Origin of the sequence: Phormidesmis priestleyi BC1401, from assembly GCF_001650195.1 — a bacterium.
Lineage (GTDB): Bacteria > Cyanobacteriota > Cyanobacteriia > Leptolyngbyales > Leptolyngbyaceae > Phormidesmis_A > Phormidesmis_A priestleyi_B.
Map to the genome: position 1 here is coordinate 51,998 of NZ_LXYR01000023.1, position 25,578 is coordinate 77,575.

Here is a 25,578-nt window from a genome sequence, read left to right on the forward strand (position 1 = left end):
CTTAGGAAGCGGAAACCGTTTGGCGCTTGACTTCTCTAGAGAGGCGAGACTTTTTACGGGCACCCGTGTTGGCGTGTAGGACTCCACGTTTTACCGCTTTGTCAATCTTACTAAACGCAGAAGACATCGTGGTTTTCACAGTTTCCAGCGCTTCTGGAGAGGGTTGAGCCGCGTAAGTATCAGCGGCTGCCATACACTTTTTCATCAGCGTTCGGACGGCTGACTTGTATGCTTTGTTACGGAGACGGTTCCGTTCTGCAATTTCGACGCGTTTAATCGCGGACTTAATATTAGCCACAGTAAATCCCGGAAGAACTTCAACTACTATTGAACACAAGAATCGCTAGACAAATTACTATAGCATTAACATCCGAACGATCGCAGACACCCCTTAAAATCCAGGTTAAGCTAGAGTAACGATTATTGGGTTTGTCTAGCATTAGCAAGGTCGCTAGAACTTTTCAAGCCCTTTTTCTAGACGGGTTATCTCAAGTCTGACACTCCTACACTCCATGCTGCGAATCATTACTCAGTGGACTGAGGCTAAAACTGAACTGCGACGAATTTGCGATCGCACTCACGACGACCAAGTTGTTCATAAAGAAGCGACGGTTCGGGAGGTACTGCAAGCGGTTAAGCGGCAGGGAGATCGAGCGGTGCTAGATTATACCCTGGAGTTTGATCACCAAAAAATCAAGCCAGAGGAGCTGCGGGTCAGCGGCTCTGAGCTAGATGCTGCTTATCAGCAAGTCTCTAAAGAGCTTCTCACAGCCATTCAGCAAGCTCGCCAGCAGATTGAGTCGTTTCATCGCCAGCGCGTGCCCAAAAGCTGGGTGCATTTTGGAGAAGACGAAATTGTGTTGGGCAAACGCTACACGCCTGTCGATCGCGCAGGTTTATATGTCCCTGGTGGTTTAGCGTGTTATCCCAGCACGGTGTTGATGAATGCGGTGCCCGCGAAAGTCGCGCAAGTGCCTCGCATTGTCATGGTGACTCCTCCTGGAAAAGACAAAGCAATCAATGCGGCGGTTTTGGTGGCAGCTCAGGAAGCGGGAGTCCACGAGATCTACCGAGTTGGTGGAGCACAAGCGATCGCCGCTCTAGCTTATGGAACGGAAACCATTCCTAAAGTAGATGTGATCACAGGTCCAGGCAATATTTATGTGACGCTGGCGAAAAAGCTGGTCTATGGGACAGTCGGAATCGACTCCTTGGCGGGTCCTTCTGAGGTCTTGATCATTGCGGACGAAACGGCAAATCCAGTTTACCTTGCAGCAGATTTGCTGGCTCAGGCAGAACATGATTCGATGGCAGCGGCTATTCTGCTGACTACAGATGCTACTTTGGCGCGGAAAGTGGTGGATGAAGTTGAGCGACAACTAATGGATCACTCTCGCAGAGTCTTGACTGAGAAAGCGATCGCCCATTATGGTCTAGTAGCGATCGTAGATTCTCTAGAAGCTGCCGCCGAACTTTCAAACGACTTTGCCCCCGAACACTTAGAACTTGAAGTGGATGATCCGTGGGCGTTGCTGCAAAACATCCGTCACGCTGGAGCGATTTTCTTAGGAAGCTCGACTCCTGAAGCTGTCGGCGACTATTTGGCAGGACCAAACCACACGCTGCCTACTTCTGGATCGGCTCGATACGCGTCACCTCTAGGAGTTGAGACATTCCTGAAGCACTCTAGCTTGGTGCAATATTCGCCGATCGCGCTGCAAAAAGCGGCAAATGCGATCGATATTTTGGCGAAGGCGGAAGGGTTGCCTTCTCACGCTAACTCCGTTCTGTTTCGAGTGCGTGATAACTTGAATCCAGAAACGTAGACGATGGGGAGCTAGCGAGAGAAACGATGAGATTAATCACGGGAAAGGCTAAACTGCTCGGCGTGATTGGGTATCCGATCGAGCATTCTCTCTCGCCGATCATGCACAACGCGGCTCTTGCTGAAATGGGCGCAGATTTGGTCTATCTGCCTTTTGAGATCGCGCCCGAAAATTTAGAGCAGGCGATTCAGGGATTTGCAGCGATCGGGATTCAAGGCTTTAGCGTCACGATTCCTCACAAGCAGACGATCATGCCGCTATTGAGTGAGATCTCTGATGTGGCTGAAGCGATCGGGGCGGTCAATACTATTTGGCGAACTGAAAAAGGCTGGAGCGGCACCAACACCGACGCAGAAGGATTTTTAGCCCCCTTGAGATCGAGGCAAAAAGATTGGAGCCAGTCTGTTGCCGTCATTTTAGGAAATGGTGGAGCCGCGAGAGCTGTTGTTGCTGGATGTGTGGAACTAGGCTGTGCTGAAATTCATATCGTCGGGCGAGATGCTCAAAAATTAGACGCGTTTTCGCAAAGTTGGAACGGTTTGCTGAGACTGAAAGTCCGCTCTTGGGAGACGTTGCCTGAGTTATTGCCTCGTGCGGACTTGTTGGTGAATGCGACTCCGATCGGCATGTCTCCTCACGTTGACAAATCTCCGCTCACGTTAAAAGAAGCCGACCAATTAAAGGCTGAAGTCGTTGCTTATGACTTGATTTATACGCCCAATCCGACGATGTTTTTGCAGCAGGTTCGCGATCGAGGAGGGGTGACGATCGATGGTTTAGAAATGCTGATTCAACAAGGAGCCGCCGCCCTTCAAATCTGGACTCAGCAATCTGTCCCCGTTGATACGATGCGCCAATCTCTACGCGAGTATTTGGGACTGAACTAGAAAGCTGGGTTTGAACCGACATGGAATCTGAACCTTCAACAAACTTTTTTGCTAGAGGTTTAGATTCCGCAAATTCAGCTAAGACTGGGCAGCTAACCAACGAGCCGCATCTTTGGCATGGTAAGTGAGAATCAGATCGGCACCCGCCCGTTTAAAGCTGGTGAGCGTCTCCATCACGACGCGCTCCTCATCGATCCAGCCATTGAGGGCTGCTGCTTTCACCATCGCGTATTCGCCCGACACGTTGTAGGCAGCGACAGGCAAATTGGTCGCTTCCTTGACGCGATAAATCACATCCATGTAAGACAGGGCAGGCTTGACCATCAGCATATCTGCCCCTTCTGCGATGTCGAGTTCGATTTCCTTGATCGCCTCACGAGCGTTGCCAGGGTCCATTTGATAGGTGCGCCGATCGCCAAACTGAGGAGCCGATTCTGCCGCATCTCGAAAGGGTCCGTAGTAGGCAGACGCATATTTTGCTGCATAAGACATGATCGGCGTGTCGTGAAACCCTGCTTCATCTAAACCTTGTCGAACGGCTTGGACAAAGCCATCCATCATGCCCGAAGGGGCAATAATATCGGCTCCTGCTTTTGCTTGAGAAACCGCCGTTTTTTTGAGCAATTCTAGCGTCGGATCGTTGAGAACTCGTCCCGACAAATCGCCGACTTCGAGATAGCCACAGTGACCGTGAGGCGTGTATTCACAGAGGCAAGTATCCGCAATCACAATCAGATCGGGAACCGCTTCCTTAACCGCCGTTGCCGCTTTTTGAATCATGCCGCAATCGTGCCATGCACCCGTCGCATCGGTGTCTTTATCGGCGGGAATGCCAAACAAAATAATCGACGGAATGCCTAAGTCGTAGACTTCTTTGGCTTCTTCGACAATTTTGTCGATCGACAACTGAAACACCCCCGGCATTGAGCGAACTTCTTTGGCGATCTCGTTACCTGGAACCGCAAACAACGGATAGATCAAATCACTGGTGGTCAACACAGTCTCACAAACCATCCGACGCAGTTGAGGGTGGGCGCGCAGACGGCGAGGGCGGTGAGTTGGAAACATAGGGCTGATATAGCTGGCTAACGTTGGCGATATTAAAAGTCTAAAACTTTCAGGTGTGCCATCGCTCAAGAAGTTGATACGAACTGTAAAGGGTGATGGGAGACGCGATCGAGAATTCGTCATTCTCGAAACAAAAAAGCTGCCCATCTGAGCAGCCCATCAATCAACTAAGAAGTCAGTTAAACCGTCTGAGCCGCCTCAACGACAGCTTCGACTTTTGCATAAACACTGACTTTCTTTCTGCCTCTAGCCATCGGTTCAAAGGTGACGACACCGGGGATGAGCGCAAACAACGTATCATCGCTGCCGCGACCGACATTGTTACCGGGGTGAATTTTGGTACCGCGTTGACGTACCAAGATATTGCCTGCGAGAACGACTTGCCCGCCGTAGCGCTTAACCCCTAGACGCTGAGCGTTAGAGTCGCGACCGTTGCGAGTGCTGCCTGTACCTTTCTTGTGAGCCATAATTTCCTCAACAGTTTTTGTAGGTCTAAGTTAGAAACCGTTCTAGCCTGTGGGCTGCTCTCTAGAATCAACCACTTCGCCATTGAGGCTGATGGAGTCAATCATAATGCGCGTCAGCTCTTGACGGTGCCCTTGCTTTTTGCGGGTCTTCTTCTTGGGCTGCATCTTGTAGACGATGATCTTGCGACCCCGGAGATGTCTCAGCACCGTTGCCTGAACCGTCGCACCTGCCACCAGAGGTTGACCAACGCTGATGTCTCCTTCATTTTTGACAAACAGAACTTTGTCGATCGTGAATTGAGCATCGACTTCATCTACGAGACGATTGATGTCATAGAACCGACCTGGCTCTACCCGCATCTGGGTTCCACCCGCTTCGATAATTGCGTATGCAGTCATGAAATTGTCCTTAAAAAGTTGCCGTACAGGTAGCGGAAAGCCGCTTTATGAATGTCCGACCTGGTCCGAGCAGGGATTAGACAGCCAGTTAACCAGTATGCCAAACAAGAAGAAGTGATGTCAACTACTCTGAAAGTCAGGTCTTGATCAAATGAGTGACGAGATACACTAGAGATTAAGACTTTACGGTGTCTGAGTTTCTATGACGCAGCAACCAGAGGTTGTTAAACAGAGTGAATTGCTAAATCAGTTTGTCCTCGATCGCTCCACAATGGCGGAGTTAGGACAGGTCGAAGTGCTGTGGATGTATCCCAAAGTGCATCGAGTGCTGGGGTTTATCTGCAAGTCGGGCTGGCTGGGACAGAAAAAAACGGCGTTTAACTTGGATCAGTTGGATACGATCGGCAACAATGGCATTCTTGTTAACTCTAGACCTGTTGATACAGATGTTGAAAAAGTCCGGCAACTCGAAACTTTGGTGAATTGGGAAGTTTGGACAGATGCGGGTAACAAAGCGGGAAAAATTATCGATTATCTGTTCAATTTGAGAACAGGTGTAATTGAGCATTATTTGTTTACAGCTAGCGATTGGAGTGGAATCACTGGAAGCGCTTATTTATTGCCATCTAACTATGTTTTGAAGATTGGAAATAGACGAGTGTTAGTGTCTGAAGAAGCGATACGATCGTTCACTCTTTATCGAGAAGGTATTCAAGAAAAGCTCACAAAAATGACAGGCTTTCTTCAAGACGAAAAAAGTCAGGTGACTCAAGAGTTGCGATCGCTGTTTAATCAAGCCAAAACTGCGACTGGGACAGCTAGAGAACGCGCGCAAGTTCTAGCAGAACAGGCAAGAGAAAAAGCACAAATTTTGGCGGAACGCGTTAAAGAAAAAACCTACGATGTAGTTGAGCAATGGGATGGATTGGAAGTGACGATCGTGCCTTCTGATATCTTTGAACCTGATCCTTTAGAAGATTGGGATGACGAAGATTTTATTCAGCCAACGGTGAACGTCCAGGCTCAACCTGTTGTGGATGAAATTGTGGATAAACCTCCAACAAATAAAGCTGATGTTCTAGACGATTGGGATGATGAAAAGTGTGTTGAACCCTCTGCTAAGCGTCAAATCGAATCCTCAAATAATGAAGATCTAGAAGACGATGATGACCCTTGGATTTGACGAGATGGGTCTTCACGTCCCTTCAGATTTTGTTGAATGGGATGGTTCAATCTGTGATTCAATCACTGATTGGTATGAAGGTGTCTGTCCTCAAAGTGGAGAGCGCTTGAGACTGCCCCGCACCTTGTTTGTAGAAGCGATCGCCAAAGGTTTAATGCAAGCTCTGAATGGGTCTCAAGAAGGCAAAATGTATGGAGTCTTGCTCGTAGAAACTCCCTTGGGTGAGCAGCGAGTTCTCAAAGCATTTTCTGGGCTGCTAAATGGCAATGGGATTGTTGAAGGATGGGTGCCGCCAATTCCGGGGCGCGATCGAGTCGCTTTCGAAGAGGCTCATGCTCTGGCGATTTTAGAATCGATTAAGCAGGAATTGATTACTTTACAGAATCTACCAGAGCGATCGCACTATGAATCGCTATTACAAGAGTCTCAAATTCGATGGAAGCAAATGACGCTTCAGCAGAATCAACGTAAAGGCGAACGGCAAAATCAACGCCAAAGGCTTTCTGAATCTCTGATAGGAGAAACTCTAAAAATAGAGCTTGAGAAACTCGATGAGCAAAGCCGTCAAGATGGTCTCGATCGACGACATTTCAAACGTCAACGAGATGATGAATTACAGCCCATTAAATCTTTAATCGAGCAAGCAGACAATCAAATTCATCAATTAAAACAACAGCGTAAAAAAGTGTCTAGACAGCTTCAGACACAGATGTACGCTCATTACTCGCTGACCAATTTTGCTGGAGAGTCTTTGTCACTTCAACAGTTAATGCCTGACGGTTTGATGCCGACTGGAACCGGGGATTGTTGCGCCCCAAAACTATTGCATTATGCGGCGACTCATCATCTCAGATCGTTAGCGATGGCTGAGTTTTGGTATGGAGCATCTTCAATTAGTGAGCAGAAAATCCAGGGAGAATTTTATGGCGCTTGTGTGGAACGCTGTCAGCCATTGATGGGATTTTTGCTATCGGGATTGCCGCGGAGAAACACGATCGTAGACCTCACTCAAACGCTGCTCATTCTCTACGAAGATCAGGGGCTGATTGTGGTCAATAAACCAGCCGGATTGCTCTCGGTTCCGGGTCGTTATCGGGATGGTCAAGACAGCGTTTTGAGTCGGCTCCGTCATTTGTTGCCAGACGGTAACGCTTTAATGGCAGTGCATAGGCTCGATCGAGATACGTCTGGAGTTTTGGTATTGGCGCGCGATCGACCTACTTATCGTCACCTCAGTCAGCAGTTTCAGCAGCGTCAGGTTCACAAGGTTTATGAGGCAATGCTGAATGGATTAGTAACTAGAGAACAGGGAGTCATTGACCTGCCGCTGTGGGGCGATCCGCACGATCGACCTGTTCAAAAAGTTGATTATCAGCGCGGTAAACCTAGCGTGACTCATTTTAAGAGACTGGCGATAGAAGGGAATTTAACGCGAATCGAATTCTCTCCGGTGACGGGACGAACGCACCAAATTCGAGTCCATGCCGCCGATTTGCAAGGATTGGGAGTGGCGATTTTGGGCGATCGGCTTTATGGTGATGCTGGCGATCGCTTACATCTCCACGCGAGAGAACTGAGCTTTGAACATCCGCAATCTAAGCAGATGCTCCATCTAAAAGTAGAAACACCATTTTAAAAGTCATAAATTTCTTCTCAGAAGATTACTCGTTGAGAACTCGAATTTGATAACTGTAGCCTTGCTCGGCTAGAAATAGCTGACGGTGGCGCGCAAATTCTTCTTCACACGTTCGGAGTGAAACCAATGTATAGAACTGAGCCACACGACCATCCGATTTAGGACGCAACACCCGCCCCAAACGCTGCGCTTCTTCTTGACGAGACCCATATTTCCCAGACACTTGAATCAGCACATCAGCATCTGGCAAGTCTAATGCAAAGTTGCCGACCCGCGATAAGATTAGCCCATCGATCTGCTGATGTCGAAACTGTTCATAGCGACGATCTCGCTCCCGTTGTGGAGTTTTACCTGTGATTAGTGGCAATCCCGTTAAATGAGCGATTTTCTCTAATTGCTCAATGTATTCACCAATGATTAGAATCCGATGTCCGGCTTCTTTTTCTAGCAGTTCTTTGATCGTCGCCAATTTACGAGGATTTTCGGCAGCGATGCGAAACTGTTGACGTTTGGGCGCGATCGCGTAAGTCATCTGCTCGTCTGCATCCTGCGGGACGCGAATCTCGGTGCATTCGGCGGCGGCGATGAAGCCCTGTCCTTCTAATTCTCGCCAGGGCACATCGTAGCGTTTAGGTCCGATCAGGGCAAACACATCTCCCTCTCGCCCGTCTTCACGAATCAACGTGGCAGTCAATCCCAAACGACGACGGGCTTGTAGCTCGGCAGTGACGCGGAATACGGGAGCAGGCAACAGGTGAACTTCATCGTAGATAATTAAGCCCCACGATCGAGCGTTAAATAGTTCAAAATGCGGCTGCTGCTGATCTTTTTGAGACCGATAGGTCAAGATTTGGTAGGTCGCTAAAGTGACAGGTGCCGTGTTTTTGGTTTCACCGCTATATTCGGCGATCGAGTCTTCTGAGAGCGAGGTTTTGTCAAGCAGTTCTCGTCGCCATTGTCGAACCGAGGTAAGACTACTCGTCAGCACAAGCGTGTTTTCTTGCACAGCAATCATCGCCGCCATGCCAACCATTGTCTTTCCAGCCCCACATGGCAGCACAATCACACCGCTTCCACCTTGCACCCGTCCGGCTTGGTGAAATGCGTCTGCGGCGGCTTCTTGATAGTCGCGGAGGTCAAACGGTTCGCCAGCGCGACTGATGCGACGAAGCTCGATCGTCAAAGCATCCCCCGTGACATAGCCTGCAAGATCCTCAGCGGGATATCCTGCGGCTAAAAGGGCTTGTTTCAACACTCCGCGAAAGGCAGCATCGACTTGAAAGAGGCAATCGTTAAGCCGTTCACCCAAGAGAGGAGCGACCTGATCATTGCGAGACAAAAGTTCGGCAAGGGGAAGATCGGCAGCTCTAAGCAAAAGGTGAATCTCGTCATCCGATCGTTCAATCACCGTCAAGCCATATCGTTTGCCCAACGCATCAATTTCTTGCGCGACTGCATCGGGCATCGGATATTTAGCGTGATCCTGCAGTGCCGCCAACATATCATCAACGGGCATTCCAGCCGCTCGTGCATTCCACACGCTCAGGGGCGTGATTTTGTAGGTGTGAATGTGTTCGGGACTTTTGACGAGTTCGGTAAAAGGGGCGATCGCTTCTCGTGCGGCAGTCGCTCTCGGTGAGTGAACTTCTAAGAGAACAGAGCGATCGCTTTGAATGATTAAGGCATTCTCAGGGAAGTAAGACATTGCAGATTTGGATTGGTTTAAAGATCGATCCTAGATCAAGGCTTTTATTTTAAGACCGATTTTATGAATGCGACCGATCGCACGTTTACCCGATGGCGTGGAGACGTTCCACCGAAACGTCTCTACACGTAATCTCCTTCGTTACACCGTTTGTACTAATGGGTAGGGATGCGTTAACTTATCCAACTGCTGCACCAACAAACTGAGGAATAAACCTACGTCTGTGACGACTCCGACTGATTCGACTGAGCCGCGATCGCTGAGTTTTGTCACCACCGCCGGGTTGATATCCACACACACCATCTTCACCCCAGCGGGAGTCATATTGCCGACTCCGATCGAGTGCAGCATTGATGACAGCATTAAAATCATGTCTGCTCCTTCGATCAAGCGGCTGTAGTCCTCTTGAGCTTTGACGAGATCCATTTGCGTATCCGGCAATGGACCGTCATCTCGAATCGAGCCAGCCAGCGAGAACGGTACATTATGCTTCACACATTCATAAATAATGCCACTCGTCAGCACACCACTCTTCACCGTTTCAGCAATGCTGCCATACCTGCGAACCATGTTGATCACTTTTAGGTGATGGCGATGCCCCCCGCGCACTGATACGCCCCGCTTCATATCCACGCCCAGAGACGTGCCCATTAAAGACTGCTCCATGTCGTGAACCGCGATCGCATTTCCGCCCAGTAACGCTTGCACATAGCCTTCTCGAATCAGGTGCGCCAGATGTTCGCCGCCGCCCGTATGGATCACCACCGGACCCGCCGTTACCACAACCTTGCCCCCACGATCGCGAATCTTCCGCAATTCCCAGGCAATTTGCTCAACCACCAATTCAACCCGACGCTCACTCGAAACCCCCGCACCCATAAAGCTAAATTCTTGGGTGTTGCGCTGTTCACGCGATTCAGTTTTACGGACGGTGCGAATGCCATCTACGCCAACGACGACCCGATCGCCCATCTGCACATCTCGGAGTAGCTTACAGACGGGAACGCTTTCCTGACTCGACAGCACGATCGCGGCATCCATGCGCTGTTTCTGCACTTTGAGCCACTGCCCATTCACCCGTACCTCAGTCGGATAAATGGTGGTCACATAAAAGTCATCGGGCGCAACTCCTGTCTGAGTTACAGTTTCTAGCTCACAGTCACAAATCTCCTGCGGCGGCGGCAACGCTCCCAGGTCAATCCACTGACTCATAATCGTTTCCATTATCGCGTGAGAAGGAGCCGTGACTCTCACTTCTGCCGAAGAGGTGCTCTGCCGTTGTTCTCCTAAGTTGAAGTTGAGAACCTGGAAACTGCCGCCTGCTTCGACAACGATATCCAATGCCTGATTGATCAATCCTGAATCGAGCAGATGCCCTTCTAATCGCATGACACGACTCTCGATCGCCGCACTCGCATGAAGCTCTACCCGCACAGGTTCCGTTACGCGCAGCGTCAAACACTTAGACGCACCGCCTGCCTTAAGGAACTCCGTCAAAGGAGTCTCAATCACCCGAAATCCTGCCTTAGAAAGCTTTTGTCTCAAGTCATCGCTGGCTTTGTTAAGAATGACAATTTCTTCAATGTTGACCGCATTACATGCAAAGGTCACAGCGTCTGGTTCAGTAATCGGGATGCGCTTCGCTTCGGGCACCCGCATCTCAATCAGTCGATTTGAGTAAGCATCAAACGCAGGCGGATAGTAGAGCAAATAGCCATTGCTCAGAGGGCAAAAGCACGTATCAAGGTGATAAAAACGCTCATCCATCAGCCGCAGAGACAGCACTTCAATATCTAACCACTTTGCCAAATAAGGGTGCGAATCTAATTCTGATCGAAAGCCATACCCTGCCCAAAGCCAGCGCCCTTCTCGATCGAGCAGTGCATCTCCTGCGCCTTCAAAGGGCAAATCTTTCGGCAGTTCATGCACCGTGTAGCCATTCTCTTCAAACCACTCTTTAAAGAACGGTTCTTCTCCCTGTCGTTCTTTGTGAAAGAAACGGCTCAAAACGACCGTCTTACCCAACACTAAACCCGCATTTGCAGTGAACACCATGTCGGGAATGCCCTTTTGAGGCTTCACCAGGTTCACCGTTGCGTGCTGTTGAATGACATTATGCAGCTTTTGCCATTGTTCAACCGCCCGATCGCGCGACGACTTGTGGATGTTGCCCTCCATCCAAGGATTGATCACATAATCTACGTCGTAGTGATCGGGGGAACACATGAGAAACCGAAGCGAGGAAATCATAGAAAAATTAGGGGGTGTGGGGAATTAGACGCGACAATCAGCCTAGTGAATAAGAAATTCACGCGAGTCGTTGTAGTTTCAACTACGAAAGTGTATCTCTGTGGAAAGATCCAAGCCGCGCAACAGACATAGATTATCAAATACTGCCTCTGAATATTCTAGAGAGGAAAGGGGGACGATCGTGCATCTCTCTCATCAGCAATTCCTGACAATCTAAAATCGTTCCTCTGATAGAGGGATTAATTTTGATTTGAGTTTAAAGTTTTCCCCAGGTTCACGTTACGTTCAAATCGTAAGTGACGAACATTCGTAGAGAGGAAATTCTTATGGGACAGGTTTTTTTAACTCTGAAACAAGCGCTTCACAAAACTGTTGTGCTGATTGGTTTAGTGAGCCTTATCTATACAACTGGGTTCTTTTTAGTCGAGCAGTCTAGCTACGCAGATACTACAAAGCAAGCTGTAAAGGAACAACCCTTCATTCTTGACGAACCTCAAACCGCAACCAACCGCGAAGCCGCTTATCAGGAAGCGATCGAGGAGGTCAAAAAATCAGATGGCTTAGAGAAAGAATATGAGAAAGATTTAAAGACCTTCAAGAAAGAGAACCCTGGCGAAAGTCCTGTTGTCAGGGGTGCTAAAGGGCTAATCGACAAAGTGACTGGCAAAGAATAACCTTTTTTTGTGAAGGTCGGACTTTTGCCTTCTCCCCAATAGAAAAGCCCTAGCTGGATGGCTAGGGCTTTTTTCAGTTTAGTTCGCTACTAGGACGCAACTTTCACTGCCGATCTCTGCCGAGTCGGAGTCGTTGATTTTACAGCCACAGGCTCTGGGTTTTGCATCAAGAAGACTAAAAGCGGATTGCTCTGTAACTCTCGCTTCAGCAACCGATGTAGCTCACGCTCAATTTGAACCTGCAATCCTGCCCAATCCATCTCGATCTGACCTTCTAGCTCACGAGCAAAGTCCTTCCAGCGATCGCGCAACACGGCTTGGATGGTTTCCTCGACTTTAGTTTGCAAAGCAGGACGCTCAACCGCAGACACAACACCTCGCAGGTGAACTTCTGGCTTCGAGAATAAATGACCCGCTTCGTCAACGGTCGCGGCGATCGTCACAATGCCATCTCCGGCTAACTGCTGCCGCTCTTTGAGAACTTTGTCGTTGACCATGCCTGATCGAGAGGTGTCAACAAGCTCAATGCCAGCCGGGACTTTGCCTGCTTTGCGAATCGAGTCTTTGCCTAGCTCAATCACGTCACCATTATCGATGATCACCATATTCTCAGCCGGAATGCCCGTGCTCTGAGCCGTTTGGGAGTGCTTGACCAACATCCGATGCTCACCGTGGACGGGTAAGAAGAATCGGGGACGAGTCAAGCCAATCATCAGCTTTTGGTCTTCTTGACAACCGTGACCCGAAACATGGATGCCCTGATCTTTGCCGTAGACGACTTTAGCACCCTGCATCATTAGTTTGTCGATCGTGTTGACCACCGCAATCGTGTTGCCCGGAATCGGGTTTGCCGAGAAGACGATCGTATCGCCCTGTCTAGCCTTAACTTGACGATGTTCTCCATTCGCAATCCGCGTCATGGCAGACATTGGCTCACCTTGCGATCCAGTCGTTAGAATCAGGACGCTGCTGTCGGGCAATTTGTGAGTCATATGCAACGGTTGCAGCAAATCATCTTCGCACTTGATGTAGCCCAAGTTGCGAGCGTGGGCAATCACGTTCAGCATCGATCGACCAATTACCGACACAACGCGGTTATGCTTCTTCGCAAGCTCGAGGATCATATTGATCCGGTGAACCGATGAGGCGAAGGTCGTGACGAGCAAGCGTCCTTGAGCCTGGGAGAAGATGCGATCGAGATTCGGAAACACCGCTCGTTCAGACGGGGTAAATCCTGGAACTTCTGAGTTGGTTGAGTCACTGATCAGACAGTGAACGCCTTTCTCGCCATATTCTGCCAACTTCTGAAAGTCAAAAAACTCGCCATCGACTGGAGTGTGGTCAAATTTGAAGTCACCCGTATGGACGACGATGCCAACTGGCGTGTGAATCGCAACGGTGAAGCTGTCTGCGATCGAGTGCGTATTACGAATAAACTCGACAAAAAAGTAGGAGCCGATTCTGACAATATCGCGAGGGCGAACCGTACGAATCTCTGTGCGATCAGACACACCTGCCTCTTCTAGCTTTCCCTCTAAGAGAGCCATTGCCAGCCGGGGACCATAGATTACGGGAATGTCAAACTGCTTGAGGTGAAAGGGAATGCCGCCAATGTGGTCTTCGTGCCCGTGTGTCACGATCATGCCCTTAATTTTATGGCGATTTTCGCGCAAGTAGGTCATGTCGGGCAACACGATATTCACGCCGTGCATTCCGTCGGTCGGAAAGGCTAATCCTGCATCTAGCAGAATAATTTCGTCGCCATACTCAAACACGCAGGTATTCTTGCCAATTTCGTGCAGTCCGCCAAGGGGAATGATTTTGAGCGCATCAGGCGCAGCGGTGTTTTGGATCATTTGGGGCTTTGTATTAGATTTCAGATTCGGAAGATTAGTTTTCAATGGATTGAGTGTTAGGTTTTGCAAATTACGAAGTGGAGATTCAATAAATGAGAGCTAGTCAATGCAATGAATCATTTGTGGAGGCATGATTTTAGTCAAGAACGATCGTCTGCATACAAGCAAGACTTTGCGTAAATAGCAGGTCTAGCGATCGGTCAAAGCAACCAAACCTACTTGACTCTGCTCATGGGCTATTCAGTTGTCAGGAAACTTTTGACGGCTATTCTTTGAGAAGATCAAGCTCTGCCATCACTCTCTTTAGCGTAGCGCGAACGCTGTCATCTGGGTCACAAAGCGGGAGACGATATGAGCCAACATCCCACCCTTGGAGCTTTAAGGCTTCTTTAACAGGAATTGGATTGGTGGTGATAAACAGCGCCTTGAATAGCGAAAAGAGCTTGAGATGAATTTGAATCGCCGTCTGCACCTGACCCGCTTCAAACGCCTGAATCATCTGCTGAAGCTGAGAACCCACCAGATGACCAGCCACACTCACGACTCCCTGACCTCCGATCGCCAAGAGTGGCAATGTCAGCGAGTCGTCCCCAGAGTAGATCGCAAAATCGGTAGGGGTCAATCGTCTGATTTGACTGGCTTGATCGAGATCGCCGCTTGCTTCTTTAACAGCAACGACGTTGGGAATCTCAGCAAGCTGGGCGATTGTCTCAGGCAAAAGATTTTGACTTGTGCGCCCAGGCACATTGTAGAGCATAATCGGCAAGTCAGAAGATGCTTGTGCGATCGCTTTGAAGTGCTGATAGAGTCCCGATTGAGGAGGCTTGTTGTAGTAAGGCACTACCTGCAAACTTCCGGCTAAACCCATTTTAGCAGCTTTTTGGGTCGCTGTGATCGCCTCCGCCGTCGAATTTGACCCAGTTCCCGCCATAACTTTAGCGTTCCCAGCTACGGCGTTTTTCACCACCTGAAATAGCTCAAATTCTTCATCCCAGCTCAAGGTCGGTGACTCACCTGTGGTACCGCAAACTACAAGCGTGTCAGTGCCGTTATTCGCTAAATAATTGGCTAACTTTTCGGTCACCGCATAGTTGACGCTGCCATCTTGGTTGAATGGCGTGATCATCGCAGTTAAGACTCGTCCAAAATTTACCACACTCTACTACCACTCCTTAATATCTTCAGTCATGACCTTAAACGATTGCTGCGATCTGAGGTCTTAAAAGATTTTTCTCTATTAGCAATTCTGCAATTTGAATGGCATTAAGGGCGGCTCCTTTGCGGATTTGGTCGCCACACAGCCATAGCTCCAGCCCGTTGGGATTTGAAATGTCTTGACGAATCCGACCGACTAACACTTCATCTTTGCCGCTTGCGTCGATCGGCATCGGAAAATAGTTTGCTTGCCAGTCATCCACCAGCTTTACGCCTGGGGCTTGACTCAAAATCTCTCTTGCTTGCGCCACGTCAAATGGGTTTTCAAACTCAAGGTTAATCGATTCTGAGTGAGCGCGCAGGACGGGAACCCGTACACAGGTTGCCGTAATTCTCAGGTCATTCGCTCCAAAGATCTTTCGAGTTTCGTTGACCATTTTCATCTCTTCTTCGCAATAACCTTGCTCGTTGAGCGTAGAGTTGTGAGGAAACAAGTTGAATGCAAGGGGATAGGGAAGGATCTCTGGTTTAGGCTCCTGCCCATTAAGAATCGCCTGAGCCTGTGTTTTGACTTCTTCCATTGCGCGTGCTCCAGCCCCACTCGCCGACTGATATGTTGAAGCAACGATTCGCTTAATCGTCTGAACTTGATGGAGAGGATAAACCGCCACCGCCATCAAAATCGTCGTGCAGTTTGGATTGGCGATTAAGCCTCTATGGGTCGCAACCGCCTCTGGATTCACTTCTGGAACGACAAGCGGCACTGCGGTATCCATGCGAAAGGCGCTGGAGTTGTCAATCATCACTGCACCCGCCGCGATCGCCGTTTCTGCCCAAGCTTTGGAAATCGACCCGCCTGCCGACGCTAAAACAATATCAACCTCTCGAAACGATCGCTCGTTAACCGCCTCAACGACAATCTTCTCGCCTCGAAACTCTAACGTCGTCCCTGCCGATCGAGGAGATGCCAATAGTTTCAGGTTCGCTAGTGGAAAGTGACGACTTTCTAGAAGTTCTAGCAGTTCTGTGCCGACAGCGCCCGTCGCCCCTAAAATTGCAACTCGATAGGATTGACCCAAAATCGTTTTCCTCCAAACGAATTATTAAACAAACAATCCAAAAATTAACCCTTCGCCCGGTCTTTAAAAGACCGATGTTGCTCTTAAACCAAGCTCTTGTGAAAATAGTTTTTTTAATAACAAGAAGACGGCTTCAAAACTCTAGTCAATCATGACGCAGACTTTTGATTTATCTTAGAGACTACCGCGCTTTCGGGAAATTCTGCACAAGGTTAACGTAAATTTGCTTGAAAATCGTAAGCAGATTCCTAAGATTCAACCACAGAGATGAGTCAAGCACGTCAAGAATCGGCTAATATTGCTAACTGCGGCGATGTCAACGATGTCCAAAGATTTCTTCAGACAGTTAAGTCTGATCAACCTATGGAACGCGGTTACATCATAAATATGGGGTCGTTCCAATGGACGGGCGACAACTCAAGCGGTAATCTTATAAGCTCTGTTCGCTTGGCAGTTTGTCCCGATCGGGTCAACCGTGTTAAAACAAAGACCTTTAATATAAGGATTCAGCGCCGATCGTTAGACTTCGCCCCACTCACAAAACCGTATATCGTTTGCAACTCATACGCCAATGAAAGTTACCCAGGAAAAACTTCCCGCCAGCCAAGTTGGTCTGGAGATTGAGATCACGCCAGAAATGTCTAAGCAGGCTTATGAGCGGGTGCTACAAGAATTTACTCGCTCAACCAATATTCCTGGGTTCCGCAAAGGAAAGGTGCCTCGCCAAGTGTTGATTCAGCGATTTGGTCCGGCTCGCATTAAAGCGGCGGCTGTTGAAGATCTCGTAGACAAAGCTCTTAAAGAAGCGCTTCAGCAAGAAAAGATTGAAGCGATCGGCAACTTTCAACTTCGCTCCTCATTTGATGAGTTGATCACGCAGTTTGAGCCAGGAAATCCGCTCACTTTCTCGGCAGCGGTAGACGTTCAGCCAGAGGTTGACCTTCAGCAGTACCAAGATTTGAGCGTTCAAGCAGAAGAAGTCAAGCCTGAAGAGGGCAAAGTCGATACAGTTCTGGGGAATTATCAAACTCAAATGGCGACGCTCGTTCCGGTAGAGGGAAGAGCTGCGCAGAAGGGCGATACAGCGGTTGTAGACTATCACGGACGCTTTACTCCCGCAGGTGAAGAGGCTGAAGAACAGGATGTTCCTGGTGGTCAAGCCGAAGACTTTCAGATTGAGCTAGATGACGGAAAATTTATTCCTGGCTTCATTGATGGCATCGTTGGAATGAACGCTGGAGACACGAAAGAAGTCTCAGTCACGTTTCCTGAAGACTATCCTCAAGAAGCGTTAGCGGGTCGCCCTGCCACCTTTTCAATAACTCTTAAAGAATTAAAAGAAAAAGAACTGCCCGAACTGGATGATGACTTTGCTCAGGAGGCGAGCGGTGGAGATTATCAAACGATCGCTGACCTACGCGAGTCTTTAGAAAAGCGTTTCACCGAGGAGGCAGACCAAAAAACCAAATCCAATAAAGAACAGGCGATTTTAGATCAGTTGATTAATAAAGTCGAAGTCGAGCTTCCTGAAACGCTAGTCGAGCGAGAAGTTGAGTTTATGATTACTCAAACCGCCATGCAACTGCAAAATCAGGGCGTTGACATCAAGCTATTGCTCAATCAAGAAACGCTGCCCATGCTGAAAGAGCGTTCTCGCCCCGACGCGATCGACCGCATCAAGCGCACCTTGGCATTAGGCGAAGTCGCAAAGCGCGAGTCGCTGACCACGAGCGATTCTGAAATTAACGATCGAGTGCGTGAAGTCATGGCAGATTTAGAAGGTCGTGATGTCGATCCTGAGCGCCTTCGCACGGCGGTTGCGGAAGATCTACTCAAGGAAAAAATTCTCAACTGGCTTGAGGAACACAACACGGTCGAGCTAGTTCCTGAAGGGAGTCTAAAGAAGGAAGAGGAAGAAGAGGAAGACCTCAATGACGACACGATCGACGTGGATGAAGACGGTACGATTACCATAGAAGCCTCGACCGTCGAAGCAGAATAGAGCCTGACGCAGACGCTAAAAGCCTCTTGAGACTAAGCACTTTGATCGACTTCTACTGGCAGACCGCATAAGTCTTTTTGTAGGATCGACCCCAGTTTCAGGTGAGTTAAGGCATAATGTGTGCATGACCAGAGCGAAATTTCTCGTCAGCCAATTTAATCAAAAGTGCCTTCAAGCAACGTCTTGACTCTATGCTCCAATCTAAGTCTCCCAACAATTCTTTTATCAACCATGCCCCCTTGGACGTGCTATCCGTAACTCCGACCAGCGTAGTGCCAATGGTGGTTGAGCAGTCTGGGCGCGGGGAGCGATCGTTTGACATCTACTCACGTTTGCTGCGTGAGCGCATCGTGTTTTTGGGCACTCAAGTCGATGATGCGGTTGCCGACTCCCTGATCGCTCAGATGCTCTTTCTCGACTCTGAAGACCCTGAGAAAGACATTCAAATTTACATCAACTCTCCGGGTGGATCTGTCACCGCAGGCATGGCAATTTACGATACGATGCAGCAAGTCCGCTGCGACGTTGTAACAATTTGCTTTGGTCTAGCAGCTAGTATGGGGGCATTTCTCCTCTCTGGAGGCACCAAAGGCAAGCGTATGTCACTTCCTAGCTCTCGGATTATGATTCACCAGCCGTTGGGCGGTGCTCAGGGTCAAGCGGTAGATATTGAGATCCAAGCAAAGGAGATCCTCTATCACAAGCGCAAGCTGAATGAGCTACTCGCTGAACATACAGGTCAGCCATTTGAGAGAATCGAAGCAGACACTGAGCGTGACTTTTTCATGTCAGCCCAAGAAGCAAAAGACTACGGTTTAATTGACCAAGTGATCACTCGGCAGAATCTTCCCAAAGTGGAAGTGCCTGTCGCCGCAGTAGGTTAAGAGGCAGGTATGTCCAAATACGACTCCCATCTAAAATGTTCTTTTTGCGGCAAGTCTCAGGAGCAAGTCCGCAAGCTGATCGCGGGACCCGGTGTTTACATCTGTGATGAATGCGTAGACTTATGCAACGAAATTTTAGATGAGGAGTTGTTCGACTCTAGTGTAGCCCCTCAGCCTGTGCCTCGTAAAGAGCAAGCGCCCGAAAAGCGTCGAGCGCGCTCTGCTAACATATCTTTGAGCCAGATTCCTAAGCCGCGAGAAATAAAGAAGCATCTTGACCAGCATGTGATTGGTCAAGACGAAGCAAAAAAAGTTTTGTCTGTGGCAGTCTATAACCACTATAAGCGTCTTAGCTTCACCCAGGTTAAAAACGGCGCGAAGGCTCCTGTCGATGACCCAGTTGAACTACAAAAGTCAAATATTCTACTAATTGGTCCGACGGGTTGCGGTAAAACTCTTCTAGCGCAAACGCTGGCAGAGATTTTAGACGTTCCCTTCGCGGTGGCAGACGCTACAACGCTGACTGAGGCAGGGTATGTTGGTGAAGATGTTGAAAACATCTTGCTGCGCCTCCTACAGGTGGCAGACTTAGATGTTGAAGAAGCTCAGCGTGGCATCATCTACATTGACGAAATCGACAAAATTGCCCGCAAAAGCGAAAACCCTTCGATCACTCGCGATGTGTCTGGTGAGGGCGTTCAACAGGCTCTATTAAAAATGCTGGAAGGTACTGTTGCAAACGTCCCTCCTCAAGGTGGGCGTAAGCATCCCTATCAAGACTGCATTCAAATCGACACGAGCAATATTTTGTTTATTTGCGGTGGCGCATTTGTCGGGTTAGATAAGTCTATTGAGCAGAGAATCGGTAAGCGATCGATGGGCTTTGTTCAAGGTGGAGACAATCAGCCTTCTAAAGACAAACGAACCGCTGATATTCTCAAACATCTCGAACCTGACGATCTAGTGAAGTTTGGCATGATTCCCGAATTCATTGGGCGAATCCCAGTTATGGCAGTCGTTGATCCTCTAGATGAAGATGCACTGGCTGAGATTCTCACTGAGCCTCGTAATGCGCTGGTGAAGCAGTTTCAAAAGCTGCTGAAGATGGACAATGTGCAGCTTGATTTTAAGCAAGATGCAGTCAGAGCGATCGCTCAAGAGGCGTATCGTCGAAAAACGGGAGCCAGAGCACTTCGCAGCATTGTCGAAGAACTGATGCTTGATATCATGTATGAGCTACCTTCTCGCAAGGACGTGGCTCGATGTTCGATTACCCGTGAGATGGTTGAAAAACGCTCAACTGCCGAACTCTTAATGCATCCTTCTTCCCTTCCAAAGCCAGAATCCGCTTAAAATTGAGTTCTGTATTTTGAGTTTCAGGTTTTAAGCAAACAAATCCCAAACTCAAGATTCACTCACTTAATATCTAAGCTTCTGAGATGCCATACGCAACGGTTAATGGATTTAATCACTATTACAAGTGGGTGACGGATACTGAGCATTCTCAGCCGACCGGAAAGCCCATCATGGTCTTTGTTCACGGGTGGGGAGGTTCGTCAAGCTATTGGGAAAGCACGGCTCGATCGCTTTCAAGCACATTTGATTGCCTTCTCTATGATATGCGTGGGTTTGGGCGATCGCGCTCTAGCACAAACCAAAAACCGCTTCTTGCAGAGTTTCCAGAAACAAAAGAACAACTTAGCTATGAGCTAGAAAGCTACGCAGAAGATCTGGCTGGTTTGCTGGATGCTTTGGGGTTGAAGCGAATTTATCTCAACGCTCACTCGATGGGCGCGTCCGTTGGAACGTTTTTTTTGAACCTGCATGGCGATCGAGTTGAGCGAGCCATTCTTACCTGTAGTGGCATTTTTGAATATGACGAAAAAGCGTTCAACGCCTTCTACAAATTTGGAGGGTACGTCGTCAAATTTCGCCCTCGCTGGCTTTATAAGCTGCCGTTTATGGATCGGCTGTTCATGCAGCGTTTTTTGCATCGTCCTCTCTCTGGTGAGATCAGCCGCGCTTTCTTGGATGACTTTCTCATGGCAGATTATGACGCAGCGTTAGGGACAATTTTTACCTGTGTGAGCAAGAAAGCGGCTGAGGTGATGCCTGCTGAGTTTGCCCAGATCAAGGTGCCAACTTTATTGGTTTCGGGTGAATGTGACATCATCATTCCACCCGAATTAGGTCGTCATGCAGCCGAACTCAATGACAATATTGAATATTTTTTGATGCCAAACACGGCTCACTTCCCAATGCTAGAAGATGCCCCGACCTACCTTCATAAAGTGCAGGAGTTTTTGGGAGTGACAAGCCCTGCTCAAGTTTGACGGGGTTAAGCAGTGTGTGAAGCACCAAAAAGAGATCGGACTTTGTGAGCGGCTAAGTCCACTCCAGAAATCGAAAGCTCGATCGATTCCCAAAGCCCAGGACGGGGGTTTACTTCACGGTATGCAGCTTCAGTGAGAAGAATCTCGCCTCGTCGGGCTAAGTCTTCACCCAACTTACACGCAAGATTCGTTTCACTGCCATAGACATCATCTCTCCAAATCCAATCCCAATGCCAGCATAAATCTCCTGGTCGTCTGGTAAGCCTGTATTGGCTACCGAAAAATCTTTTAAGATTGAGAAAGAGGCTTCGATCTCAGATACCACATCGGGAAACACCGCAAATAGATTATCTGCCTCCTGTTTAATCACTCTGCCTCCAAACTGCAAAACGATCGGCTTACTGATAACACTCATCCGCCGAATCATTCCTAAAAAATGCAAGATTCCATGCCGAAGAGTGAGCCGTGAAAATCCTGCCATATCCAGAACGAAAATCGCGCAGGTGTGACTAAACACCTCTTGAATTTGCTGATCAATCTCCGCAAGTCTTTCGGGCTGATCATTTCGAGCCTGCAACAGTCGATCGAACTCGATCCGGGTGTTCTGTCCTGGAACCATAGGTCGTTTTAAGAATGGACTACTTTCAGAACTCTTCGTGTCTGCCAGATTGCGCCAACCGCGCTCGCCACTCACTTACAGCCTTCTGTAACCGAGACGGCAACCAGCGATCGTAGTGTGGGTAAACAGGCAGCCGAGGCATAAAGTTCCACCCCGATTGGTTGAGGGCGGCAGTTAACTGATTCGCCTTCGGATGGGGATAATCCGGATTGACTTCATCGTGAGGACTGATTCCGCCCAGATCTGTGGCTCCGGCAGCTAAACACGCGATCAGCATCTGTGGTTGAACCAGATTAGGAGGAATTTGCAGCCCGATCGTGTCTGGCAAAATCTGACGCGCCATTCTAATCGTTTTTAGTAAATCCTCTGCCCCAAAAGCAGCCCCCGCAGAGGATTCTTTTTGTCCAGGGCTATAAGGCTGCAAGATTACTTCTTGAATATGTCCCCACCGCTCTTGAATGTGAGCGATCGCGTCTAAACTTTCTCGGCGATCACACTCGGTTTCGCCAATCCCTAACAGCAACCCGGTCGTAAAGGGAATCTGTAGCTCTCCTGCCAAAGCTAACTGCTGCGATCGCACGTCTGGCACTTTACTCGGCGCATGGCGATGAACCGTCTTTAAAAGCTCTGGTGTGATTTGCTCTAGCATTAGCCCCATCGATACGTTGACTTCTTTAAGCTTTGTCATCTCCGCGACGCTCAAAGGTCCAGCATTGGTGTGAGGCAAAAATCCCATTGAAAGAGCAAGCTCACAAAGATCGTAAATGTGATGCAACCAGTCAGTTCGACGATCGCTTTGAGGATGCACTTCCCCACTCAAGACGAGAATCTCAATCACATCTTGATTTTGCAGAGATTTCAGAATTATTTCTGCATCAGCCAAACTCAACCAGGGACTCGTGCCCGGATCGGCTCGAAAGTTGCAGTAGCTACATCGGTTAAAGCACTCGTAGGTGGGAACCAACGTGTAGGCAGGGCTATAAGTCACAGTCTGCGGAAAAGATGACATTGCGCCTTGCTATCCGAGGGTTTAAGAAGCAAACGCTTTAGACTTGAAACAATTATCTTCCTAAGTCTTAGAGCCTTTCTTAATCTCTAACATACGTTCTGTGCAGATCGCCCAACCTAAACCAAAAAACCGACTTATCTGGAGTACCAGATTTTTCTCTGCCCTGATACACTCCTCCGTTTTGCGTAGACATTTTTCACGTGAGTCTTCACCGTGTTCAAACTGATTTGCAGAATGGTTGCGATCTCCTGGTAGGTATGTTCCTGCCGTAAGAGCATCCAGATTTCGGCTTCTCGATCGGTCAGGTCATATTTTCGACGATCGATCCACAAGTCTTCCGTTAAAGCTTCGCAGCAATCTTCTAACAGGATTAAAATACACGACTCATGACCCGTCGGATTAGAGCTAGTTGCACCAGTCATCAACCAACGCACCCGCAGACGAACACTGTGTCCTTGATTCCCCTGATACTCTGCTACAAAGAGTTCATCGTCTAACCCTGCTTTAATCAATCGATGACAGACCTCAGTAATAACAGATGGAAGGCTCGCGTTATTCTCCTCTTCTTGACTTAATTGCTGACAAAGATTCTTCGCCTTCAAATTTGTGTAAATGGGTCGAAGGGTGCGAGTGACCACAAGAACCCCTTCTGACATTGACTCAACTAAACTACTCCAAAGTGCGTCTAACTCAAGACTTTCTGAAGCGGCAAGGTCATTGGGCGGTGCCGATGCGATCGCTGGGCGGTTAGAAGGGCGGAGAAGGCAGGTTGTGTCGTCTAGATCACGTTTAGACGATCGAAAACTAGACCAAGAGCGAACTGGAGACCGAAATTTGGGGAGTACAGGGAATAAATGGGCTGTCATGGGGCAAAGTCCTCAAGCACTGGAGGTATTTTGCTACCTGTGAGCCTGAACCTGCAATGAGCACTCTGTAGCCCTGTCTAAGATCCCGAATTACCTTCAATCAACCTGAAGGAAGGTGAAACAGTCTGAAGTAGTGTGAAGTTTTTGTTGTTCTCTAGAAATCAGGGAATAAGATAACCTTCATAGGACAGACGTAGGCGCAAGGTTAACGTTGAAAAACTAGGTCAGTTAGCCTAAATTTCAACCGTAGCTGCTAGAGCTGCAACTCAGCACAGACAAGCAACGAGTAACTTGTTCATGAGCCAATAAACACCCACTCAAACGGCGGCAAGCGAAGATTTCGCTGACTACTTTGCCTGAAGAATCACTGTTAAAAGTGCTGTCAACCCTTTTGCCTTGCCTTACATTGTCCAAAGACTGCTTTATGAGTGCGTCACCCGATCGGGTCTTTTCCTAAACCTCTACAGGATGGTCCTGCTCCATGAACCCCAGCTTCCTCAACAAACTATTTCCTCTAGAGCACCAAAAGCTCTACGCTTCTATGCTGCAAAAACGAGGCGGGTTAACTCGTCGTCGTGCAGAGTGTTTTGTCAGACTTTGGGCTTATCTGCTGCTTAAGCAACAAGAAGAGCTAGCAGGAAAGCTTCCTGAACCGCTGAGCAGATTAGAGCCTCCAGAAGGCTCGGTTGCGTGCACCCACCGAGAGGCAGCAGAGCTATTTTATGGCGATCAAGAACGAGGCAGCGATCGAGCGGCTGGCATGATGATCGATCGACTAGCGGCTTTAGGGTTGTTAGAGAAACAGTACGATGGTCAAACGCTATGCCTACAAGTACAGTCTTTACCTGAGCTGACTTTGCTGCAAGTTGAGGCACCTATGGAACTGTTCATGGATGATTTTAATCCCCGTACCGATGCGATCCCAGTTGCCCATCTCTATGCCCGCAGCTACGCCGAATTGGTTAGAGATGGGTCAGTAATCGCTAAAATCGCTAGGACATTAAGGACATGGGCACAGGAATATCCTGTAGGAATGCGAGTCATCCGCCGATCTGACAATCTTAACGTCGTCGGCATCGCCATTCTTTTCCCGGTCAGCAGCGAGTCAGAGTTTAATTTCTTTCAGCCTCCTAGCAAGAGCTTCTACCTCACGACAGACAACCCGGTAGACCCCTTTAAGATAGCGAGTGTGAATGACATTAACTGCACATCGGTCTACATTCGTGCCTGGATTATCGACCCTCCCTTCTTTAAGGCTTCAACCCTCTACCAACTGCTAGAAGATACTCGAACAACGCTAAATCGAATGCAATCTGATTTCCCGCAACTCTGCGATCTATATTCTGTTGTTCTTCACCCGGTTCACGAAGAACTGAGACGAGTGCTTGGGTTTGAGCGCATCTATCAAGATACTCAGCGCTCCTACTCATGGGTTTATCTAGCAGCCGATCGGTTTGCTAACCTTGACTTCAAGCAAGCATTGGCAAATCTCAGAATCGGTGAGTCTTCATAAGCTATTAGTCAGTCTCTCAAGGCAACGCTGTGGAATGCGTGTCAAACACGAAAATAATCTTAATTACTTACTTTACAAAACTTAAGTTTTCTGCTAATGTTTAGACATGGGACGGAAAACCGCCCTGTATCCTATCTATTTCAAGCCATTATAACTTTATGACCACC

General features: G+C 48.6%; 22 protein-coding genes. 10 read left to right on the forward strand and 12 right to left on the reverse strand.

Features of this window, described 5'->3' with window-relative positions:
• Position 1: 1 nt before the first annotated feature.
• Positions 2 to 298, reverse strand: a complete 297-nt coding sequence (rpsT, locus tag A8707_RS13725; protein ID WP_068817813.1) for a 30S ribosomal protein S20 — start codon at positions 296 to 298, stop codon at positions 2 to 4.
• A gap of 214 nt (positions 299 to 512) precedes the next feature.
• On the opposite strand from rpsT, the gene hisD reads away from it, so the two are divergent.
• The gene (gene hisD / locus A8707_RS13730; protein ID WP_068817814.1) at positions 513 to 1,826 is read left to right on the forward strand and encodes a histidinol dehydrogenase; all 1,314 of its coding nucleotides are present in this window, start codon (positions 513 to 515) and stop codon (positions 1,824 to 1,826) included.
• A gap of 26 nt (positions 1,827 to 1,852) precedes the next feature.
• Complete coding sequence (locus tag A8707_RS13735; RefSeq protein WP_068817815.1) at positions 1,853 to 2,713, forward strand: shikimate dehydrogenase; 861 nt, start codon at positions 1,853 to 1,855, stop codon at positions 2,711 to 2,713.
• A 78-nt stretch (positions 2,714 to 2,791) separates the two neighbouring features.
• Here the strand turns inward: A8707_RS13735 and hemB are convergent, their stop codons facing one another.
• From hemB to rplU, 3 genes are all read right to left on the reverse strand, one after another.
• Positions 2,792 to 3,781, reverse strand: a complete 990-nt coding sequence (gene hemB / locus A8707_RS13740) for a porphobilinogen synthase (protein ID WP_068817816.1) — start codon at positions 3,779 to 3,781, stop codon at positions 2,792 to 2,794.
• A 179-nt stretch (positions 3,782 to 3,960) separates the two neighbouring features.
• Positions 3,961 to 4,248 carry a 50S ribosomal protein L27 gene (gene rpmA, locus A8707_RS13745; RefSeq protein ID WP_068817817.1) on the reverse strand — a complete coding sequence of 96 codons (288 nt, stop codon included), beginning with the start codon at positions 4,246 to 4,248 and terminating at the stop codon, positions 3,961 to 3,963.
• Positions 4,249 to 4,290: 42 nt separating this feature from the next.
• Complete coding sequence (gene rplU / locus A8707_RS13750) at positions 4,291 to 4,647, reverse strand: 50S ribosomal protein L21 (protein ID WP_068817818.1); 357 nt, start codon at positions 4,645 to 4,647, stop codon at positions 4,291 to 4,293.
• A 202-nt stretch (positions 4,648 to 4,849) separates the two neighbouring features.
• Here rplU and A8707_RS13755 point away from each other — a divergent pair, with 202 nt between their 5' ends.
• Both A8707_RS13755 and A8707_RS13760 read left to right on the forward strand, forming a co-directional pair.
• Complete coding sequence (locus A8707_RS13755; protein ID WP_068817819.1) at positions 4,850 to 5,830, forward strand: PRC-barrel domain-containing protein; 981 nt, start codon at positions 4,850 to 4,852, stop codon at positions 5,828 to 5,830.
• Positions 5,811 to 7,466 (forward strand): RluA family pseudouridine synthase, encoded by a 1,656-nt coding sequence (locus A8707_RS13760; RefSeq protein ID WP_231948065.1) that lies wholly within the window; start codon positions 5,811 to 5,813, stop codon positions 7,464 to 7,466. The genes A8707_RS13755 and A8707_RS13760 overlap by 20 nt, the downstream gene beginning before the upstream one ends.
• Positions 7,467 to 7,491: 25 nt before the next feature.
• On the opposite strand, the gene A8707_RS13765 is transcribed toward A8707_RS13760, so the two are convergent.
• Entirely contained in the window at positions 7,492 to 9,171 is a 1,680-nt protein-coding gene (locus A8707_RS13765) for a DNA repair helicase XPB (RefSeq protein WP_068817820.1), read from the reverse strand.
• A gap of 141 nt (positions 9,172 to 9,312) precedes the next feature.
• On the reverse strand, positions 9,313 to 11,421 hold the full coding sequence (gene argZ / locus A8707_RS13770; RefSeq protein WP_068817821.1) for a bifunctional arginine dihydrolase/ornithine cyclodeaminase: 2,109 nt from the start codon (positions 11,419 to 11,421) through the stop codon (positions 9,313 to 9,315).
• A gap of 326 nt (positions 11,422 to 11,747) precedes the next feature.
• Between argZ and A8707_RS13775 the strand changes: the two genes are divergently transcribed.
• Positions 11,748 to 12,095 (forward strand): hypothetical protein, encoded by a 348-nt coding sequence (locus A8707_RS13775; RefSeq protein WP_068817822.1) that lies wholly within the window; start codon positions 11,748 to 11,750, stop codon positions 12,093 to 12,095.
• 89 nt (positions 12,096 to 12,184) lie between these two features.
• Here the strand turns inward: A8707_RS13775 and A8707_RS13780 are convergent, their stop codons facing one another.
• From A8707_RS13780 to A8707_RS13790, 3 genes are all read right to left on the reverse strand, one after another.
• Positions 12,185 to 13,951 carry a ribonuclease J gene (locus A8707_RS13780; protein ID WP_068817823.1) on the reverse strand — a complete coding sequence of 589 codons (1,767 nt, stop codon included), beginning with the start codon at positions 13,949 to 13,951 and terminating at the stop codon, positions 12,185 to 12,187.
• A 265-nt stretch (positions 13,952 to 14,216) separates the two neighbouring features.
• Complete coding sequence (dapA, locus tag A8707_RS13785; protein WP_074382508.1) at positions 14,217 to 15,107, reverse strand: 4-hydroxy-tetrahydrodipicolinate synthase; 891 nt, start codon at positions 15,105 to 15,107, stop codon at positions 14,217 to 14,219.
• Between the two features lie 37 nt (positions 15,108 to 15,144).
• Positions 15,145 to 16,185, reverse strand: a complete 1,041-nt coding sequence (locus A8707_RS13790; RefSeq protein ID WP_068817824.1) for an aspartate-semialdehyde dehydrogenase — start codon at positions 16,183 to 16,185, stop codon at positions 15,145 to 15,147.
• Between the two features lie 571 nt (positions 16,186 to 16,756).
• Between A8707_RS13790 and tig the strand changes: the two genes are divergently transcribed.
• From tig to A8707_RS13810, 4 genes are all read left to right on the forward strand, one after another.
• Positions 16,757 to 18,187 carry a trigger factor gene (gene tig / locus A8707_RS13795; protein ID WP_068817825.1) on the forward strand — a complete coding sequence of 477 codons (1,431 nt, stop codon included), beginning with the start codon at positions 16,757 to 16,759 and terminating at the stop codon, positions 18,185 to 18,187.
• Positions 18,188 to 18,378: 191 nt separating this feature from the next.
• Positions 18,379 to 19,071, forward strand: coding sequence for an ATP-dependent Clp endopeptidase proteolytic subunit ClpP (gene clpP / locus A8707_RS13800; protein ID WP_068817826.1), 693 nt, complete (start codon positions 18,379 to 18,381; stop codon positions 19,069 to 19,071).
• A gap of 9 nt (positions 19,072 to 19,080) precedes the next feature.
• Complete coding sequence (gene clpX / locus A8707_RS13805) at positions 19,081 to 20,424, forward strand: ATP-dependent protease ATP-binding subunit ClpX (protein ID WP_068817827.1); 1,344 nt, start codon at positions 19,081 to 19,083, stop codon at positions 20,422 to 20,424.
• Positions 20,425 to 20,510: 86 nt separating this feature from the next.
• Entirely contained in the window at positions 20,511 to 21,404 is an 894-nt protein-coding gene (locus tag A8707_RS13810) for an alpha/beta fold hydrolase (protein ID WP_068817828.1), read from the forward strand.
• Positions 21,405 to 21,561: 157 nt separating this feature from the next.
• Here the strand turns inward: A8707_RS13810 and A8707_RS13815 are convergent, their stop codons facing one another.
• The 3 genes from A8707_RS13815 to A8707_RS13825 form a co-directional block, all read right to left on the reverse strand.
• Complete coding sequence (locus A8707_RS13815; RefSeq protein ID WP_197484765.1) at positions 21,562 to 22,023, reverse strand: adenylate/guanylate cyclase domain-containing protein; 462 nt, start codon at positions 22,021 to 22,023, stop codon at positions 21,562 to 21,564.
• Positions 22,024 to 22,048: 25 nt separating this feature from the next.
• Complete coding sequence (cofG, locus tag A8707_RS13820) at positions 22,049 to 23,032, reverse strand: 7,8-didemethyl-8-hydroxy-5-deazariboflavin synthase subunit CofG (RefSeq protein WP_068817829.1); 984 nt, start codon at positions 23,030 to 23,032, stop codon at positions 22,049 to 22,051.
• Between the two features lie 134 nt (positions 23,033 to 23,166).
• Positions 23,167 to 23,898 (reverse strand): helix-turn-helix transcriptional regulator, encoded by a 732-nt coding sequence (locus A8707_RS13825; protein ID WP_082906358.1) that lies wholly within the window; start codon positions 23,896 to 23,898, stop codon positions 23,167 to 23,169.
• Positions 23,899 to 24,379: 481 nt separating this feature from the next.
• On the opposite strand from A8707_RS13825, the gene A8707_RS13830 reads away from it, so the two are divergent.
• Positions 24,380 to 25,411: a hypothetical protein gene (locus tag A8707_RS13830; RefSeq protein ID WP_068817831.1), complete on the forward strand. Its 1,032-nt coding sequence runs from the start codon at positions 24,380 to 24,382 to the stop codon at positions 25,409 to 25,411.
• The last annotated feature ends 167 nt before the right edge of the window (positions 25,412 to 25,578 follow it).